Origin of the sequence: Nonomuraea sp. NPDC050227 (assembly GCF_044459705.1) — a bacterium.
GTDB lineage: Bacteria > Actinomycetota > Actinomycetes > Streptosporangiales > Streptosporangiaceae > Nonomuraea.
In genome coordinates this window covers 325,055-341,821 of the sequence record NZ_JBITJF010000011.1, presented here as the reverse complement: position 1 = coordinate 341,821, position 16,767 = coordinate 325,055, and the positions used below count along the sequence as shown (strand labels likewise).

At 71.5% G+C, this 16,767-nt stretch carries 13 protein-coding genes; 7 read left to right on the top strand and 6 right to left on the bottom strand.

All coding sequences use genetic code 11. The annotated features are described in order from the left end of the window. Nucleotides 1-74: 74 nt before the first annotated feature. Nucleotides 75-866: a helix-turn-helix domain-containing protein gene (locus tag ACIBK9_RS37310; RefSeq protein ID WP_397163442.1), complete on the bottom strand. Its 792-nt coding sequence runs from the start codon at nucleotides 864-866 to the stop codon at nucleotides 75-77. Nucleotides 867-954: 88 nt separating this feature from the next. Between ACIBK9_RS37310 and ACIBK9_RS37305 the strand changes: the two genes are divergently transcribed. The 3 genes from ACIBK9_RS37305 (at nucleotide 955) to ACIBK9_RS37295 (ending at nucleotide 5,178) form a co-directional block, all read left to right on the top strand. Further along, a complete protein-coding gene (locus ACIBK9_RS37305; protein ID WP_397163441.1) occupies nucleotides 955-1,335 on the top strand; it encodes a nuclear transport factor 2 family protein in 381 nt (126 codons plus the stop codon). 62 nt (nucleotides 1,336-1,397) lie between these two features. After that, on the top strand, nucleotides 1,398-2,117 hold the full coding sequence (locus ACIBK9_RS37300; RefSeq protein ID WP_397163439.1) for an MBL fold metallo-hydrolase: 720 nt from the start codon (nucleotides 1,398-1,400) through the stop codon (nucleotides 2,115-2,117). 1,012 nt (nucleotides 2,118-3,129) lie between these two features. Then, nucleotides 3,130-5,178 (top strand): ATPase, encoded by a 2,049-nt coding sequence (locus ACIBK9_RS37295; protein ID WP_358284520.1) that lies wholly within the window; start codon nucleotides 3,130-3,132, stop codon nucleotides 5,176-5,178. 10 nt (nucleotides 5,179-5,188) lie between these two features. Here ACIBK9_RS37295 and ACIBK9_RS37290 read toward each other — a convergent pair whose 3' ends face one another. After that, entirely contained in the window at nucleotides 5,189-6,109 is a 921-nt protein-coding gene (locus ACIBK9_RS37290; RefSeq protein WP_397163438.1) for a hypothetical protein, read from the bottom strand. 206 nt (nucleotides 6,110-6,315) lie between these two features. Beyond that, nucleotides 6,316-6,477, bottom strand: coding sequence for a hypothetical protein (locus ACIBK9_RS37285; protein ID WP_397163437.1), 162 nt, complete (start codon nucleotides 6,475-6,477; stop codon nucleotides 6,316-6,318). 249 nt (nucleotides 6,478-6,726) lie between these two features. Between ACIBK9_RS37285 and ACIBK9_RS37280 the strand changes: the two genes are divergently transcribed. Further along, entirely contained in the window at nucleotides 6,727-7,626 is a 900-nt protein-coding gene (locus ACIBK9_RS37280; protein WP_397163435.1) for a proteasome assembly chaperone family protein, read from the top strand. Between the two features lie 35 nt (nucleotides 7,627-7,661). Further along, a complete protein-coding gene (locus ACIBK9_RS37275) occupies nucleotides 7,662-8,702 on the top strand; it encodes a Gfo/Idh/MocA family oxidoreductase (RefSeq protein ID WP_397163433.1) in 1,041 nt (346 codons plus the stop codon). Nucleotides 8,703-8,718: 16 nt separating this feature from the next. On the opposite strand, the gene ACIBK9_RS37270 is transcribed toward ACIBK9_RS37275, so the two are convergent. Then, complete coding sequence (locus ACIBK9_RS37270; RefSeq protein WP_387663842.1) at nucleotides 8,719-9,501, bottom strand: tyrosine-protein phosphatase; 783 nt, start codon at nucleotides 9,499-9,501, stop codon at nucleotides 8,719-8,721. Nucleotides 9,502-9,574: 73 nt separating this feature from the next. Here ACIBK9_RS37270 and ACIBK9_RS37265 point away from each other — a divergent pair, with 73 nt between their 5' ends. After that, nucleotides 9,575-10,582 (top strand): hypothetical protein, encoded by a 1,008-nt coding sequence (locus tag ACIBK9_RS37265; protein WP_387663840.1) that lies wholly within the window; start codon nucleotides 9,575-9,577, stop codon nucleotides 10,580-10,582. A gap of 13 nt (nucleotides 10,583-10,595) precedes the next feature. Here the strand turns inward: ACIBK9_RS37265 and ACIBK9_RS37260 are convergent, their stop codons facing one another. Next, on the bottom strand, nucleotides 10,596-13,118 hold the full coding sequence (locus ACIBK9_RS37260; RefSeq protein ID WP_397163430.1) for an ATP-binding protein: 2,523 nt from the start codon (nucleotides 13,116-13,118) through the stop codon (nucleotides 10,596-10,598). Between the two features lie 71 nt (nucleotides 13,119-13,189). Beyond that, on the bottom strand, nucleotides 13,190-15,301 hold the full coding sequence (locus ACIBK9_RS37255; protein ID WP_397163429.1) for a M6 family metalloprotease domain-containing protein: 2,112 nt from the start codon (nucleotides 15,299-15,301) through the stop codon (nucleotides 13,190-13,192). A gap of 110 nt (nucleotides 15,302-15,411) precedes the next feature. Between ACIBK9_RS37255 and ACIBK9_RS37250 the strand changes: the two genes are divergently transcribed. Then, the gene (locus tag ACIBK9_RS37250) at nucleotides 15,412-16,566 is read left to right on the top strand and encodes a PucR family transcriptional regulator (RefSeq protein WP_397163427.1); all 1,155 of its coding nucleotides are present in this window, start codon (nucleotides 15,412-15,414) and stop codon (nucleotides 16,564-16,566) included. The last annotated feature ends 201 nt before the right edge of the window (nucleotides 16,567-16,767 follow it).

Sequence of the window (16,767 nt, the reverse complement as noted above, 5' to 3'; positions counted from 1 at the left end):
TCGACACGCGTCCCGAAGAATTTTGAAAAAAGTCTGAGACGTCGCGGAAGGTCTTGGCGCCGGCACGGACGGCGTCAGGCGGAGGGTTCTGTGACCGCCGTCCTGAAGAAGCGGGCGGTGTCGTCGTCGGCGGGGAAGTACGCCTCGACGGCGATCTCCTCAAGCGTGACGTCGAAGGCCGCGCCGAACGTCGTGATGGTGTTGATGAAACACAACTCCGCGCCGCGGTGGCGGATGCGGACGGGCAGCGCGATCTCGGCCGGATCCGGTGGCCGCGGATCGCCCGCGGGACCGTAGGACAGCACCTCCTCGTACAGCGCGCTCAGTTCGGCGTCACCGCTCTGCGCCACCTGACGGGCGAGCCGGGGCAGCAGGAATCCGCGGACCTGCCCGAGGTTGAGCAGCCGCGAGGCGAACCCGCCCGGGTGCAGACCGAGCCGCATCATGTTGACCGGCGGCCGGAGCAGCGCCGCGTCGACGCCTTCCAGGAAGACGTCGATCGCCGAGTTGGCGAACAGCAGGTTCCAGCGCCGGTCCACCGCCAGCGCCGGATACGGCTCGTGCCCGCGCAGGATCTGCTCCAGGACGTTCCGCGCCGAGGCCAGGTGCGGGTCCTTCAGCGGCCGTTCGCGGACGACGGGCGCGTGACCGGCCGCGACCAGCAGGCGGTTGCGTTCCCGCAGCGGGACCCCCAGATGCTCGGCCAGGCGCAGCACCATCGCACTGCTGGGGATGGTCCGTCCCGTCTCGACGAAGCTGACGTGCCTGGCGGACACGTCCGCCTGCAGCGCCAGATCGAGCTGGCTGAGCCCCCTGCGACGCCGCCACTCGCGCAGCAACTCGCCGATCGGCCGGTCCTGGTTCATCCGGCGATTATCGTCGCACCCCGCTGACCTGCGCGATTACATGCCATGTAATCGACACCGCAGGGCGAGCGCTGCGACGGTGTCCCCCATGAACGACAGCAGCACGACCACCCGCAACAGGCACCTGGTCCTCGACGGCTTCGCCCGGTTCGCGGCCGGGGACATCGACGTGCTCCGCACGCTCCTGCACGAGGACTTCGTCGAGCACAGCCCGGGCAATCCGTCCGGGCGGGACGCGTTCATCGCCCACATCGCCGAGGCTCCCGTGGCGCGTGCCCGGCTCGACCTCAAGCGGGTCATCGCCGACGACGATCACGTGGTGATCCACTACCTCATGACCACGGACGACGACCCGCGCGGCGTCGCCGTCGTCGACATCTGGCGGCTGGCCGGCGGGCAGATCGTCGAGCACTGGGACGTGGTGCAGCCGGTGCCGGAAGCGGCGCAGGTTCCGCACGGAATGCTCTGAGGCGAGGCGCGTGCGGCAGACATCCACCCGTTCCACGATCGGCGCCCGGCGCCGGAGGTCCCATGAAACTCGCTCCCCATCTGCACCGCCTCGGCAACGACGTCGTGGCCTGCCATCTCGTCGACACAGGCGAGGGCATCACGCTCATCGACGCCGGGCTGCCCGGCCACTGGCGGGATCTGCAGCGCGAACTCCGTTCCCTGGGCAAGTCCGTGGACGACATCCGGGGACTCGTCCTGACCCACGGCGACTCCGACCACCTCGGTTTCGCCGAACGCCTGCGAAGTGAGCACGGGGTGCCGGTGTTCGTGCACGCCGCCGACGCCGTCCGCGCCCGTACCGGGCAGAAGCCCAAGGTCGCGGTCGGGCCAGTGCGGCTCGGGCCGGCGGTCGGATTCCTCGGGTACTCCATCCGCGAGAACGGGCTGCGCACCTGCCACGTCCGCGAGGTCACCGAGATCGGTGACGGCGACGTCCTGGACCTGCCCGGGAGCCCGGTGATCGTGGGCATGCCGGGGCACTCGCCCGGGAGCGTGGCGGTGCACGTCCCGCTCGCCGACGCCGTCTTCGTCGGGGACGCCCTGACCACCCGGCACGTCCTCACCGGTCGCGAAGGCCCCCAACCGGCCCCCTTCACCGACGACCCGGCCCATGCACTCGTCTCCCTCGACCGGATCGCCCGGCTGCCGGCGTCCTGGGTGCTCCCCGGCCACGGCGCCCCCTGGCGCACCTCACCGGCCCGGGTGAGCGAGACGGTCCGCGCGGGTGGCGTCGGCGGGTAGCCGAGCGCTGCTCGGGTCCGGTTCAAGGAGCTGGCTTGTGCCGACTCGCCTGCACAAGCAGAGGCGGCCGGTGACATCGACTGACGGCCCCGCGCGCCTTCGTGGTCACCGGCGGGGAGCATCCCCGACTGGACCCGCCCGCCTCAGGAGCTGCACGCCATCCGCCCGCCTTCCTGGTGATCGGCGGGGAGCAGCACCGGCTGGACCCGCCTGCCTCACGTGCTGCACGCCATTCGCGCGCCCCGCCCCGGACCAGGCCCGGCCCGGAGCCGCGGGGGCCTGGGAGGGCGACCGCATCGCCGCGTGGCGGCCGCGAAGGCCGCGAAGGTCATGGACGTCACGAAGGTCATGGAGGTCACGGAGGGCGCTCGCCGTCCTTCGACGTGGCCGGCCGCCGCGCCCGTTCAGCCGTCGAGTGTGACGTGCCGACGAGCGCTCATGGCATCGATCGGCTCGAACGTCATCGCGGTATCGCCGCCCGGTACGGCAACCCGCTGTCCGCCTCACGAAAGCCGCCGTCATTGACCGGCTGACGATCCTTTAAAGACATGCCCTAATGGGGCGAGTGGGATTCGGCGGGATACAAAGTTACGTACCGGGATAGGGCGGGCCTGAGTGCGATGGGCCGGAAAGGGGAATCAGGCGGGCCGTTTCGGGAACGGCCGGGAGCCGGCAAAGCGGGCGCCCGGCCACAGGGCGGCGCGGGCGGCCAGGTCAGCCCCAGTGCGGAGGCTTGTTGTCGAGGTAGAAGGCGTCGGCGTCGGCTTCGCGCCAGTCGCCCCAGCTGAGGTCGGTGTCGTCCGAAGTCTGCTCCGGGAGAAATTCGTCCACGGAAAACATGCTACCGAGATGTACAAACCCACACCGGTCGTCTTCCCGGCTGCACGGACAGCCCCCGCGCCCGGCGGTACGATGCCAGGGCAGGTGTCGCCGATCCCCCGTGAGGCTGCGCATGGCCACCCCTACAGGCTGGCGGAGAGAAGGCAATCTACCGGCGGAGCTCACCAGCTTCGTGGGGCGGACCCGGTTACTCGCCAACCTCAAGCGGCATCTCGCCGAGTCCCGGCTGGTGACCGTCACCGGCATCGGCGGGGTGGGCAAGTCGCGCACGGTGCTGCGGCTGGCGCACCAGGTCCGCACGCAGTACCCCGACGGCGTGTGGTTCGCCGACCTGGCCCGGCTGCAGGACGCGGGCATGGTCAAGCACACGATCGCCTCGGCGCTCGGCATCGCCGACCAGTCCTCGCGGGCGGAGTCGGAGTCGTTGTCGGAGTGGGTCGGCGAACGCGACATGCTGCTCATCATCGACACCTGCGAACACCTCGTGCAGGGCTGCGCCGAGCTGGTCCACGAGCTGCTGGAGGCCGCGCCCAACCTGAAGGTGCTGGCCACGAGCAGGCAGTCGCTGCATCTGCCGTACGAGCAGGTGGTGCCGGTGCCGCCGCTGGTGGTGCCCGGCGACGACCCGACGGAGAACCTGTTCACCAACGAGTCGGTGCAGTTGTTCGCGCTGCGGGCCGGGGCGGTCGTGCCCGACTTCCAGCTCGACGAGGACAACATCGGCGCGGTGGCCGAGCTGTGCCGCAGGCTCGACGGCATCCCGCTGGCGATCGAGCTGGCGGCGGTGCGGCTGCGCGCCCTGTCGGTGGAGCAGATCCTCGGGCTGCTGGCCGACCGGTTCAGCCTGCTGGCCGGCGCGAGCCGTACGGCGCTGCCGCGCCATGCGACGCTGCGGGCGGCGATCGGCTGGAGTCACGAGCTGTGCGAGCCCGCCGAGCGGCTGCTGTGGGCGCGGCTGTCGGTGTTCGCCGGCGACTTCGAACTCGACGCGGCCAGGTTCGTCTGCTCCGACGGGCGCCTGCCCTCGGAGGACATCACCGATCTGGTCACCGGGCTGGTGGAGAAGTCGATCCTGATGATCAGGAGCCACCACTCCGGCGTCCGCTACAAGCTGATCGACACGCTGGCCGAGTACGGCGAGGAGTGGCTGGACAAGCTCGGCCAGGCCCAGCAGATGCGGCAGCGCCACCTGGAGTACTACCTGAGCCTGGCCCAGCGCAGCGAAGACGCGTGGTCGGGTCCGCGGCAGATCTACTGGTTCGTGCGCATGCGTCAGGAGCACGACAACGTGCGGGTCGCGCTGGAGCACGCGTTGTCCTCGTCCATGCGCAGCGGCTCGGCGCTCACGCTGCTGGCGTCGTTGTGGTTCATGTGGGTGTGCTGCGGTTTCGTCCGGGAGGGGCGGCTCTACCTCGAACGCGCGCTGGAGGCCAACCCCTCGCCGAGCAAGGAGCGCTGCAAGGCCCTGTGGGTGCTGTCCTACGTGCGCAGCGCGCAGGGTGACAGCGAGGGCGCGCTGGCGGCGGCCGAGCAGTGCAGCACGGAGGCCGTCCGGGTGGGCGACTCCAGGGCGGTGATCCTGGCCTCGAAGATGCAGGGCACGGCCGCGCTGCTCCAGGGCGACCTGCAGAAGGCCAGCGCGCTGCTGGGCGTGGCGATCGAGTTCAACACCGACAACAAGGAGCTCAACCCGGGCCTGCTGCCCGCGATCGTCGAGCTGTCGCTGGTGTTGTCGGCGCAGGGCGAGCTGTTCGAGGCCGAGTCGCTGCTCCAGGACTGCCTTCAGGTGTGCCGGGAGCGCGGCGAGCTGTGGGTCAGCTCGTACGCCCAGTGGGCGATGTCGCGCACGAGGCTCGCGACCGGCAGGCCGGGCGAGGCGCTGCACAACGCCCGCGAGGGCCTGCGGATCAAGCGGCACTTCCACGACACGCTGGGCACGCTGCTGGTGCTGGAGACGACCGCGCGCATCCTCATCGCGCTCAAGCAGGCGCCGACGGCGGCCAAGCTGCTGGGCGCGTTGCAGCAGAACTGGCGGACGGCCGGCCTGCCGCAGATGGGCGCCCCGTTCCTGACCGACGACCACGACGCGTGCGTCGAGGACTGCAAGTCGATGATGGGCGAGCTGGCCTACAAGAACGCCTTCGAGAACGGCGCCCGCCTCGACCTCGACGAGGCGTCCACGCTCGCGCTCGGCGACCTGGACGCCCCGGCCGAGGACTGATCCCGGGGCCTCACACGGCCTGGGGCCAGCGGGTCCCCTCCGGCCACGCGTGCACGTAGCGCGCGCTGCCGAGCGAGAACTCGATGTGACCGCGTACCCAGTGCTCAAGGCCGCGGACGTACGTGCGGACGGGCGGCGGGGCCCACTTCTCCAGCGCCGCACGCCGGTCGAGGAAGGCGGCGAGCGCCTGGTTGTGCATGTCGGAGACCTCCAGGAGGGCGTCCTGGAGGGTGAGGTTCCGGTGGGTGGCCAGCACGGTGACGAGGTTGTGCCGGGCCTTGTCGTTGTCGCACTCCTTGGCGTAGGAGAGCAGGTCGTTGTCCCAGCCGATGAGGTCGCAGGCCAGGTCCGACAACATCCGCACGTCGGGATGGTGCCACTCCTCGGCTTCGAGGCGGTAGCCGCCGCCGGCGTCGATGAGGGCGAAGCAGGTGTAGGTGGCTCCGGTGATGCGGCGCATGAGGATGTAGTCCTGCGGGGTGGGGATCAGGTCGGCCTCCCGGTTGGCCGCCTCCCAGATCTGGGCGAACAGGTACTCCTTGACCGTGATGCGCCACCGGTCCACCTGCGCCGGGGTGGAGGTGGAGACGATGCGGTGGAGGAGCTCGTTGAGAGCGAGCCCGAAGGGGTCGTCGTCGTCGGGCTTCCTGCGGTCGTCCAGGATCTCCAGGAGCGGCGGCAGGGCGCGGGCGAGCGCGGAGGCCCGGTGCCCCATCAGCTCGCCCTCGCAGAAGGCGTCGTCGAACGCGAAGAGCCAGTTGTACCAGTCGTTGATCAGCCGGAGGCTGTCGCGCGGGACCTCGGGGTTGGTACGGGCGGCGAGCAGGCCGATCTTGGAACGCCGGAAGTGCTCGATGGTGTCGGCGTCCTTGAGCATGCTGGAGGCGGCCAGCCACGCATGGCTCTCCACGTCGACCTCCGCGGCATGCACGTTGATCTCGTTGGGGAACGGGCATGGGAGCGGAGGAATGTGGAGCGGTCGCCTACTGAAGGAATGCGCAGAAGTTGCCACGCCCTTCAGCATGACAATCGGCTGTTCAAAAGGCCACACTCGACAACTTGGAGCCCTTTAATGCCTTTTTCACACTATGGATCCCTCCAAAGGAACCGGTGGATAAACTGGGCATTTGCCAACATTCAGGCCAGGCCCAATGCCGACAGGACGCCGTCCCGCTGATCGGCTCCCGTCTCCGGCAGCGCTCTGACCACGGCCGACTCCTGCGTGAACCCGCCCCCGGGAAGCGGCCCGTGCGCGCGGTCGCAGGCGCGGCCGGAGCCGGATCCAGACGCGACGATCATTCACCGGGCTCCGCGCGGCCATGATCGGCCGCCACCATCAGCAAAATGTCACCTTTGATGAGGGCGAGATTGACCGCAACGCCAGCCTCCGGCGTCGGCGGGCGACATCCTGGAGCCGCCGCGCCGGCCAGGGCGGGCCCCCGCCTCCGACCGGATGCCGGATTGTGCCTCGATAGGGTGCCTTGCGCGGAATCGATCCGACTCGCCATAGGTTCTGGGGAAGAGTACCTAGGGAAAGGCTGTCCAACCGTGTTCGACCCGAAGGATCTCTACAGGCTCGCAGACGACGCGCCCGAGCTGACCGATCCGGTGTTGCTGTACCACTTCGACGGTTTCGTCGACGCGGGCGGCGCCGGACGCCTCGCGCTGGGCCACCTGCTGGCCGAGCTGGAGCACCGGGTCGTGGCGACGTTCGACGTGGACCGGTTGCTCGACTACCGGTCCCGGCGGCCCATCATGACCTTCGACACCGACCGCTGGGTCGAGTGTGAGAGCCCCGAGCTCGCCATCCATGTCGCCCATGACGCCACGGGCACGCCGTTCCTGTTGATGAGCGGCCCGGAGCCGGACCGGGAATGGGAGCTGTTCACCCGCGCGGTGGGAGAGCTGCTGGACCGGCTGAAGGTGAGCAAGATCGTCACGCTGCACGGCATCCCGATGGCGGTGCCGCACACGCGTCCGCTGGGCATCACCATGCACGCCAGCCGGCCCGAGCTGATCAACTCCCAGACCAGCGCCTTCGGCCGGGTCCAGGTTCCGGGGAGCGCGGCCGCGCTGCTGGAGCTGCGGCTGGGCGCGCAGGGGCACGACGCGGTCGGGTACGCGGTGCACGTGCCGCACTACCTGTCGCAGGCGGAGTACCCGACGGCGGCGGTGACCGGGCTGGAGGCGGTGACGCGGGGCACCGGCCTGGTGTTCCCGATGGAGGCGCTGCGCGACGCGGCCCACCGTACGACGGCGGAGATCGAGGAGCAGATCCAGGCGTCCTCGGAGCTGTCGACCGCCATCAGCGGGCTGGAGCAGCAGTACGACGCGTTCGCGGGCGGCACGGAGCGGCAGAACCTGATGGCCGAGACGACCCCGATGCCCACGGGCGACGAGCTGGCCGCCCAGTTCGAACGTTTCCTGGCCGAACGCGACGACGAGTGACGGGCGGCCCGGGCCGTACCGGCTAACCTGGGCGGATGAGCGAGATCCGGGTCGGCCTGATCGGATACGGCACCGCGGGCGCGTACTTCCACGCCCCGCTCGTCCATGCCACTCCGGGCCTGCGGCTGTCGGCGGTCGTCACGCGCAATCCGGAGCGGCAGGCCGAGGTGGCCCACCGGTACGGCGCGGCCGGCGTGCCGGACGTGCGTGAGCTGTGGGAGCACAGCGACCTCGTGGTGGTCGCCTCCCCCAACCGCACGCACGTGAGCATGGCCGCCGCCGCGCTCGCCGAGGGCCTGCCCGTCGTCGTGGACAAACCGGTCGCCCGCACCGCCGAGGAGGCCCGCGAGCTGGTCCGGCTGGCCGAGCAGGCCGGCGTCATGCTGACGGTGTTCCAGAACCGGCGCTGGGACGGCGACTTCCGCACCGTGCGGCGGCTGATCGCCGAGGGGCGGCTCGGCGACGTGCTGCGCTACGAGTCGAGGTTCGAGCGCTGGCGGCCGGTGCCCAAGGGCGGCTGGCGGGAGACCGGCGGCGCGGAGGAGATCGGCGGCCTGCTCTACGACCTGGGCAGCCACCTGGTCGACCAGGCGTTGCAGCTGTTCGGCCCGGCGCACGAGGTCTACTGCGAGAGCGACGTGCGGCGGCCCGGCGTGGCCTCCGACGACGACACGTTCATCGCGCTGCGGCACGCGGGCGGCGTGCGTTCCCACCTGTGGGCCAGCTCGGTGGCGGCCCGGCTCGGGCCGCGGCTGCGGGTGCTGGGCTCGACTGGCGCGTACGTCAAGCACGGCATGGACGTGCAGGAGGAGCGCCTGCGGGCGGGCCTGACCCCCGACTCCCCCGGGTTCGGCGCCGACGAGGAGAGCCGCTGGGGCCTGCTCGGCACCGACGACGACGCCCGGCCCGTTCCCACCGAGCCGGGCGGGTACCTGGACTTCTACCGCGGGGTGGAGCGCGCCCTGCGCGAGGGCGCGCCGCCGCCGGTCGACCCGCGCGGCTCGATCGACACGCTGGCCGTCATCGAGGCCGCCCACCTGTCGGCCGCCCAGCGCATGGTCGTCCACCTGGGGTGACAGCTGGGCTGGCTGATCAGTCGCGCAGGCGGGCGCGCAGGGCCGCGTCGTCGGCGTCGGTCCAGCCGTGGCCGCGCAGCCAGCCCATCGGGCCGTCGAAGCGGTCGTCCAGCACCTTGAGGAACTGCTCGATGTAGCGGGCCCGGGGCCGGTGGTCGTCCGCCGGGCGGGAGTCGAGGTCGTCCCGGTAGGTGTCGCTGGCGCGCAGGCGCTTGAGTATCAGCTCCAGGCGCTCGCCCGTGGCCACGTAGTCCCGCACGATGGCCTCGCGGGTGGCCCCGGCGACCTCCAGCGCCAGCGCCGACAGCACGCCGGTGCGGTCCTTGCCCGCCGCGCAGTGCACCAGCGCGGCGCCGTCGTCGAGGGCCATGGCGCGCAGGGCCGCCACGACGGCGTCAGGACGGTCGCGCAGGTAGCCGAAGTAGAAGCCGGTCACGCGCAGCTCCTCGTCGACGTCCCGTTCCTGCCAGGGCAGCACGCGGTCGCCGTCGATGGAGTCGGCCTCGACGTCGGTGTGCCTGCCGCCCTCGGCGAACAGCGTCAGATGGTGGTGGGTCACCTCCGGCACCCGGGTGAGCGGGCCGGGGCCCTCCAGGTTGACCTCGGCGGTCGAGCGCAGGTCCACGACGTGGCGCAGGTTCAGCTCGCCCACCAGGAGCGACACGTCCGCCGGGGTGAGGCCCTGCAGGTTGTCGGCTCGGAAGATCCGGCCGCGGCGGGTGAGCCCGCCGTCACGGGTGGGAAGTTCGCCCAGGTCACGTACGTTGACGGCGCCTTCCAGATCGATCCATCTTGTCATCTCATCCATTACTTCGACCTTATATGTCGGCCAATCATGAGCGGATTCCTTGTTCATAACGCAGCATGAACGTATGGATCCACGCGCGCTGCCTCCCCGGCTGGTGATCGATCCATCGCTGCCCCCGGACGTCTCGGTCGAGTTGCGGTCGAGCCCGCACATCCTTCATATGGCCCGTTCCGGCAGGCGGATGGATCCCAGTTTCAGCCCCGCCCTGCTCTTCGCGCTTCCGGCCCTGCTGGTGATGGTCCTGATCGTGACCAGCAGCCTCGAGGTCGTCTTCGTGGCCGGGCTCGGCATGGGGCTGATCGCCCTGATCCGGTGGATGGCGTTGGACAGCTCCCACCGGATCGTCAAACGACGACTACGACTCGCCACCGCCCACGCCGACCACTACGTCCTCCCCGAGGACCTCGACCGTCCCTGCCAGGTGCTGCTGCGCCGCGCCCAGGACGCGGCCACGGCCGTGCTCAACTCCAAGGTGCACAAGGCCGGGCTGATCGACTCGGCGGAGAACCAGGTGTCGCTGCCCGAGGAGGTCTGGCAGATCGCCCACCGGCTGCGACGGCTGTCGTCGATGCACGCCGAGCAGGGCAGGCTCATCCCCCGCGAGCTGCCGCCGGGCATGGAGGACGCCTTCAAGCCGTACACCAGCGCCCTCGACGCCGCCTGGACCTCGCTCTCGCACCGCGTACGCCACCTGGAGAAGTACGCCAAGCAGGTGCTCAAGGCCGACAAGGTGTACCACGCGCACAGACGCCTGGAGGCGCTGGCCGCCAAGACCCCCGAGTACCAGCAGCTGCTCGCCGACACCGTACGGGACGAGCTGGCGCACGAGCGCATCAGGGAGCTGTCCGACCAGGCGGCCCACGTCCGCAAGCTGTTCGAGGAGAGCGTGCTGCAGGCCAGGCAGGCGGCGGGCGAGCTGCTGAGAAGCCCCTTCAGCGACGCCTACGGCACCGGCGCGCTCGGCCCCCGCACCGGCGGGCACGACCGCGCAGCGCACCGCACGACCGGCCCGCGTGACCGGCACGATCGCGGCGCGACCGGCCCGCAGCGGCACCCCTCGCGCGACTCCTGACCCCCGCGGGCGGTCAGGGCCGGGCCTGCCGCAGGAGCTCCAGGGTGCGGCGCATGCCTGCCTCGTTCCCCAGGCTGCGGTAGATCTCCCTGGCCTGCTCCAGCGGCCCGACCGCCGCGTCCGGCCCGCCCGCGTCGAGGTGCGCCTCGCCGAGGTAGCGCAGGCTCCTGGCCATCCACCAGCGGTCCTCCAGCTCCTGGAACCCGCGTACGGCGCGGCGCAGCTCGTGCTCGGACTCCGCGATCCGGCCCAGCCGGGCCAGGGCGCGCCCGGCCGACACCGCGGTGCGCGCCACCCCCCACGAGTCGCCGAGCGCCACCAGGATCTCCTCGGCCCGCCGGACGTACTCCAGCTCGCGCAGCCCGCCCGCCGGATCGCCCACCTCGCCCGCGGCGCGCAGGCAGCGGGCCTCCTCCCACAGCTCGCCGCGCTGCCGGAACATCTCGGCCGCCCGGTCGAGGCTGAACCCGGCCCTGACGAACAGGGCGTCGGAGGCCCGGTGGTCGCCGGCCCGGCGCTCGCCGCGCGCCTGGGCGGCCAGCACCTCGCCGTAGACGCGCAGGGTCTGGGCCTCGGAGTAGCGGTTGCCCGCCCGCTGGAAGATCTCCAGGGCGTCTTCGAGCAGGTCGCGGGCCTCCTCGGGACGGCGTTCCGCCATGCGCATCTCGGCCAGGTTGCGCTGGGTGCGGGCCATCCACCACAGGTCGTCCTCGTGCTTGAACGCGGTGATCGCCCCGATCAGGTAGTCCTGGGCGCGGTCGAGGTGCCCGCCGCTGATCAGGGTCATGCCGACCGTGCGCCTGGCCCTGGCCGCCCACCAGGTCTCGCCGAGGTCGCCGAAGATCTCCAGCGCCTGCTCGGCCTCGCGCAGAGCGCGCTCGCGCAGGCCCATGCCGCCGCGCACGATCGCGCTGTTCAGCAGCGCGATGGCCAGCGCGCGCCGGTCACCGGTACGCCGGCCCGCCTCGCAGCCGATGTCGGCGACGTCCGCCCAGTCGGCCCAGTAGGCCCGCAGCGAGTGGCACAACGAGCAGAACGCCCTGCTCAGCCCCCAGGTCAGCTCCCAGAGCCGGAGCTGCGCGGCCAGGTTGATCATGGCGAGCAGGGACAGCCGCTCGGCGTTGAGCCAGTCGCCCGCCCCGAGCTGGCCCTCGGCGTCGGCGCGCCGGCCGCCCTTGCTCCAGTCCTGCGGCCAGCGGTTCTGGGCGGCCTCCTCGGCCCGGCGGCGGTAACCGTGCAGGACGCGCTCGACGGCGGCCCTGCGGCGTTCCTCCTCGTCCTGGCCGGCCAGCTCGGCGGCGAACACCCGGACCAGGTCGTGCAGGCGGTAGCGCATCGCGCCGGTCTGGTCGGTGCCGGAGCACTCGGCGAGCTGGGCGTCGATCAGCGCTTCGAGCTGGTCGGCGCCGTCGAGGCCGGAGATGTCGAGCAGCTCGCCGGCCACCCAGCCGGGCACGTCGGGCGCGGGCAGCGCGCTGAGCAGGCGCAGCAGGCGGCGCTGGATGCCGGTGCAGTCGTCGTAGCTGAGCTGCACGGAGGCCCGCACGCTCTTGTCCACGCCTTGGGCCACCTCCAGCTGGTCGAGACGGCGGCGCTCGTCGGTCAGCCGCCCGGCCATCTCGCGCATGGTCCACTGCTCGCGGGTGGCCAGCCGGCCGCCGCAGATGTTGATCGCCAGCGGCAGGTGGTCGCAGAGCCGGACGATCTCCTTGGCCGACTCCAGGTCGTCCACGACCCGCGCGCCGCCGGCCAGCCGGGCCAGCAGCTCCACGCCTTGCGCCTCGGTGAGCACGCCGAGCCGGGTGTCGTGGGTGCCGTCCAGGAACAGCGGGGAGCGCGAGGTGACCAGCACCGCGCAGCCGGGCTCGGCCGGGATCAGCGGTTTGACCTGGGCGGCGTCGTGGGCGTTGTCCAGGCCGATGAGGATCTTGCGGCCCTTGGTCCAGGTCAGCCAGAGGGTGCGCAGCTCGTCGAGGCCGCCGGGGTCGGTGGCCAGGCGCACGCCCAGGCCGCGCAGGAAGCCGATCAGCACCTCCTCGGGGCGCACCGGGGCGTCGACGCCGCCGCGCAGGTCGGCGTGCAGCCGGCCGTCGGGGAACCAGTCGGCGACCTCCTGCCCGAACCTGGTCATCAGCGCCGACTTGCCGACGCCGCCGCGGCCGTACACGGAGACGACCAGGGGCGGGGACAGGTCGGAGGACTTGCGGCGGGCGGCGAAGACCTCGCGCAGGGTGGCGAGGGAGTCGGCGCGCCCGGTGAAGTGCTCCGGCACGGGCGGCCACTGGTCGGGCGGCCGCCCGCCGGGCTCGGGCGCGGGCGCGGCGCGCCGCCGGGGCGTGGCCTCGGTGGTGGCCCACGTGGTCACGCCGACGAGCAGCGCGGCCGCGAGCGTCACGCCGATCTTGGCCATCGGCGGGATGTCCCACTCCAGCGAGGCGGCCAGCACACTGGCGGCGCCGGCCGCGAGCCCCGCCGAGACGGGCGCTGCCCATGTGACCCGCTTACGTCGCGGTTTGTCCGGTAAGTTTCCCGGCACCGAACACCCCCTTCCGGGGGTGATTCAAGCCGATGGGGCACGGCGAGCGCCAGCCGTACCCCATCGTTCCGCTACAGGCCGATCACGTGGCAGGTGGCCGTGGCGGTCTTGGTCGGGTCGCTCTCCGAGACGGCGGTGAGCTTGACGCGGGCCAGACGGTCGCCGCCGGGCGCGCGCACCGCGTTGACCGTCACCGGCGCCTGCTTGCCGAAGGCGACGGAGGCCAGGGCGTTGGGCACCTGGGCGGTCCAGCCCTTGCCCTGCACCTCGGCCTTGACCCGGTAGACGTCGGAGTCGAGGTAGGCGCTGACGTCCTCGGGGTGCTGCCCCTGGGCGGGGGCCGCCTTGCCGGTGTTGAACACCGGGAACGTGCAGGTGGAGACGTTCTTGCCGGTGGGGACGCCGGCCGCGGGCAGCACCCGCACGCCGCGCTTCTGCGGGCCCGCGCCGTCCAGCGACCGGATGGCGACGGTGTAGGACAGCTCGCCGTTCCGGTTGCGCTTGAGGTCGGTGACGTAGAAGTGCAGGCGGTTGGCCTGGTCCACGTACTCGTATTCGCTGCCGGAGTCGGTCCCGGCGTGGAAGAGGGCGTCGGAGAGCTGGCGGTAGTCGCCGACGGTGATCGGCACCTTGGTCCCGTCGGGCATCACGTAGTCGGTCATGCCGATGTCCTGCGGGTTGGCGTCGATCACCCACTCGAACGGCGCCCGGTCCTCGTTCTTGGTCTTGGCCAGGAGCACGCCGGAGTCGGGGGTGAAGGAGTCGGAGCCCATCCGGTCCACGACCTCGACCGTGTAGTTCTGGTAGCCGCCGCGGTCGCACAGCGGGTCGGTCGCCGGGCAGGTGCTCTTGTCGCCGGGGGCGTCGAAGGAGATGTTGACGCCCGACAGGTCGTTCTGCCCCGGGCGCACGGCGCGGGCCAGGATCTTGGCCGTGACCAGGCCGGACTCGTCGAGCGCCTCGCGCGACAGGCGCAGGACGTTCTGCTCGTCCACCATGCCGAGCTTGAGCTTGTTGCGCAGCATGTGCTGGGCGCCCATGGACGCGCCCGCCGTGGGCGGGATCAGCCAGCGGGAGTGCGGCCCGCCGGGGCCGTTGAAGCTGCCGCGGCTGAGCATCTCCCAGACGCCGGTGTACGCCCGGACCGGCGGCACCCCGTACGGGTTGTTGTAGTTGTCCAGCACACCGAGGATGTGGCTGAACTCGTGGGCGTAGACGGCCATGCCCGAGCTCTCGGCCTGGACGGAGTCGACGCCGATGTTGGCGTTGGGCCAGAAGTTGGAGGCCGCCTGCCAGGAGGACCACTCGACGTAGCGCGTCTTCAGCCAGTTGGGCAGGGCCGGGTCGGGCGGGCCCCACTCGTCGGGCACGTCCTCCTTGGTCGGGAACTTCATCATCCCGAACTCCTGCCAGGTGGACGACTCGTCCTGGCCGGCGCTGAGGTAGAAGACGAAGTCGTACTGCTTGGCGACGTCCTCGCCGACGGCGTTGATCCAGGCGTTGTGGCCGTCGGTGCGCAGGTTCTTGTTGCAGGTGTCGCCCGCCGGGCAGCCCGAGGTGCCGTTGAAGCCGGGCTCCAGCGCGTACTCGTGGTCCTTGCCCGGCATCGTGTACGGGCCGAACCCGGTCAGCTCGACGCCGTACCGGCCGCCGGAGTCCTCCATCCAGTACTCGTGGATGGTGTGACCCTTGTTGAGGTCGTTCGGGGTGTTGAGGAAGTCCTGGTAGAACTTGGCCACCTGGTCGCGCGGGACGTCATGGGCCTCGGCGCTCGGGTTGGCGTAGATCGTCGAGCCCTTGGGCTGGGTGACGACGAACGCCTGGTTGGGGTAGTCGAGCAGCACCAGCGCGCCCTTGAAGGTGCGCTTGGAGCCCTTGACGGCCGGGTCGTTCCAGTTCGTGCCCGGAGGCTTCTTGTAGTCCGCCCACGTCATGTGGTCGGGGTTCTCCCAGTTCTGCGGGTCGAGAGGCGTGAGGCCGCCGGGAGGACGGGCGCGCAACGTCTGGGCGTCGGCCGATTCGTCCTGCTGCCAGGGCTGGGTCTGCGGCCAGTGGTTCTGCCGCCAGGGGTACTCGGGATCGACGGTGGGGGGTGCTGCGGAAGCAGGGGTCGCCATCAGGCTCACCGGGAACAGCACGATGGCCGCCAGCAAACCCTTCAGCAGCTTCTTCGGGGCATTCACGGATTGACGGTATAGACGTTATTGACGGAGATCACCGATCAGCTGTAGGGAAGACGTGTAGCAACCCTTCCGACATTTGTCGAAATGTCCAGCGTGACCTAGGTGGAGCAGTGGCGGATCTCCAGCGGATCGTGGACGACCTCGCCGTGCGCCTCGGGCGTCCCCTCCTGCTGGAGGACCGCGTGCAGCGCGTGATCGCCTACAGCGAGCAGAACGGCGCCATGGACGACATCCGCCGCGACTCCATCCTGCGCCGGCACACCACCCCCGAGGTGCGCGAGTGGCTGCGGGCGGCCGGCGTGCACGAGGCGCAGGCCCCGCTGCGCACGGCCGGCGCGCCGCACCTGGGCCTGCTGCCGCGCGTGTGCGTCCCGCTGCGGCACGCCGACGGCCTGCTCGGCTTCCTGTGGTTCATCGACGCCGAGCCGGCCATGTCCGAGGAGAAGGTGGCCGAGGCCGTGGCGGCCGTCCCCGGGCTGGCGCTGGCGCTGTTCCACGAGAGCCTGGCGACCGGGCTGGCCTCCCACCGGGAGCTGGAGGCGGTCACCGGGCTGCTGCGCGGCGAGCGGGACGCGGCCAGGCAGCTCATCGAGGCGGGCGCGTTCCCGCAGGGCCAGCCGGTGACCGTGCTGGTGGCCCGGCCCCGCTCGGCCGAGCCCGACGAGGGGCTGCGCCTGGCGCTCGAACAGGGGCTGCTGGCGCTGCGCCGGCGGCTGAGCGGCCACCACCCGCTGCACCTGGTGCGCTACGACCACGCCGTGCTGCTCACCGCCGGGCCGCCGGTCCCGCCCGACGAGCTGCACGCGGCCATGCCGGTGCCCGTGGTGGTGGGGGTCGGGCGCACCCGGCTCGAACTGGCGCAGGCGGCCGGGTCGTACGCGGAGGCCCGGCACGCGGCGGAGGTGACCGCGCGGGTGCCGGGGCTCGGACGGTCGGCCGAGTGGGCCCGGCTCGGCGTCTACCGGATGCTCACCCAGCTCGCGGACCAGGAGGTGCATCCCGGGCTCGACGGGCTGCTGGCCGACGAGCAGTACCTGCCGCTGCTGGAGACGCTGGAGACGTACCTGGACCTGGCGGGCAGCGCGGTGGCGACGTCCCGGGCGCTGCGGCTGCACCGCACCTCGCTGTACTACCGGCTGCAGCGGGTGGAGGAGCTGGCGCGTACGGACCTCAAGGACGGCGGCGAGCGGCTGGCCCTGCACCTCGGCCTGAAACTGGCCCGGCTGTCCGGCCGCTACCAGCCCCGGGACGCCCGCGGCGACTGATTGCCTTCGCCGCCGCCGCTCGCGTTTAATGCCAAAAGGGCAAATCCGACGGGAGCGCCGATGGCGGGTGCGAAGCGTGCTGCGCGGGTTCCAGGACGGGTGCCGGGCCCGGATTCGGGGCGGATGCCGGGCCCGGATTCGGGGCGGATGCCGGGCCCGGATTCGGGGCGGGCTTCGGGGCGGGCTTCGGGACCGGTTCGG

Bases quoted from the DNA above. Each gene is read 5' to 3' on its own strand.
- ACIBK9_RS37310 (WP_397163442.1), bottom strand. From the start codon at position 866: ATGAACCAGGACCGGCCGATCGGCGAGTTGCTGCGCGAGTGGCGGCGT.
- ACIBK9_RS37305 (WP_397163441.1), top strand. From the start codon at position 955: ATGAACGACAGCAGCACGACCACCCGCAACAGGCACCTGGTCCTCGAC.
- ACIBK9_RS37300 (WP_397163439.1), top strand. From the start codon at position 1,398: ATGAAACTCGCTCCCCATCTGCACCGCCTCGGCAACGACGTCGTGGCC.
- ACIBK9_RS37285 (WP_397163437.1), bottom strand. From the start codon at position 6,477: ATGATCGTCGCGTCTGGATCCGGCTCCGGCCGCGCCTGCGACCGCGCG.
- ACIBK9_RS37275 (WP_397163433.1), top strand. From the start codon at position 7,662: ATGAGCGAGATCCGGGTCGGCCTGATCGGATACGGCACCGCGGGCGCG.
- ACIBK9_RS37270 (WP_387663842.1), bottom strand. From the start codon at position 9,501: ATGACAAGATGGATCGATCTGGAAGGCGCCGTCAACGTACGTGACCTG.
- ACIBK9_RS37265 (WP_387663840.1), top strand. From the start codon at position 9,575: ATGGATCCACGCGCGCTGCCTCCCCGGCTGGTGATCGATCCATCGCTG.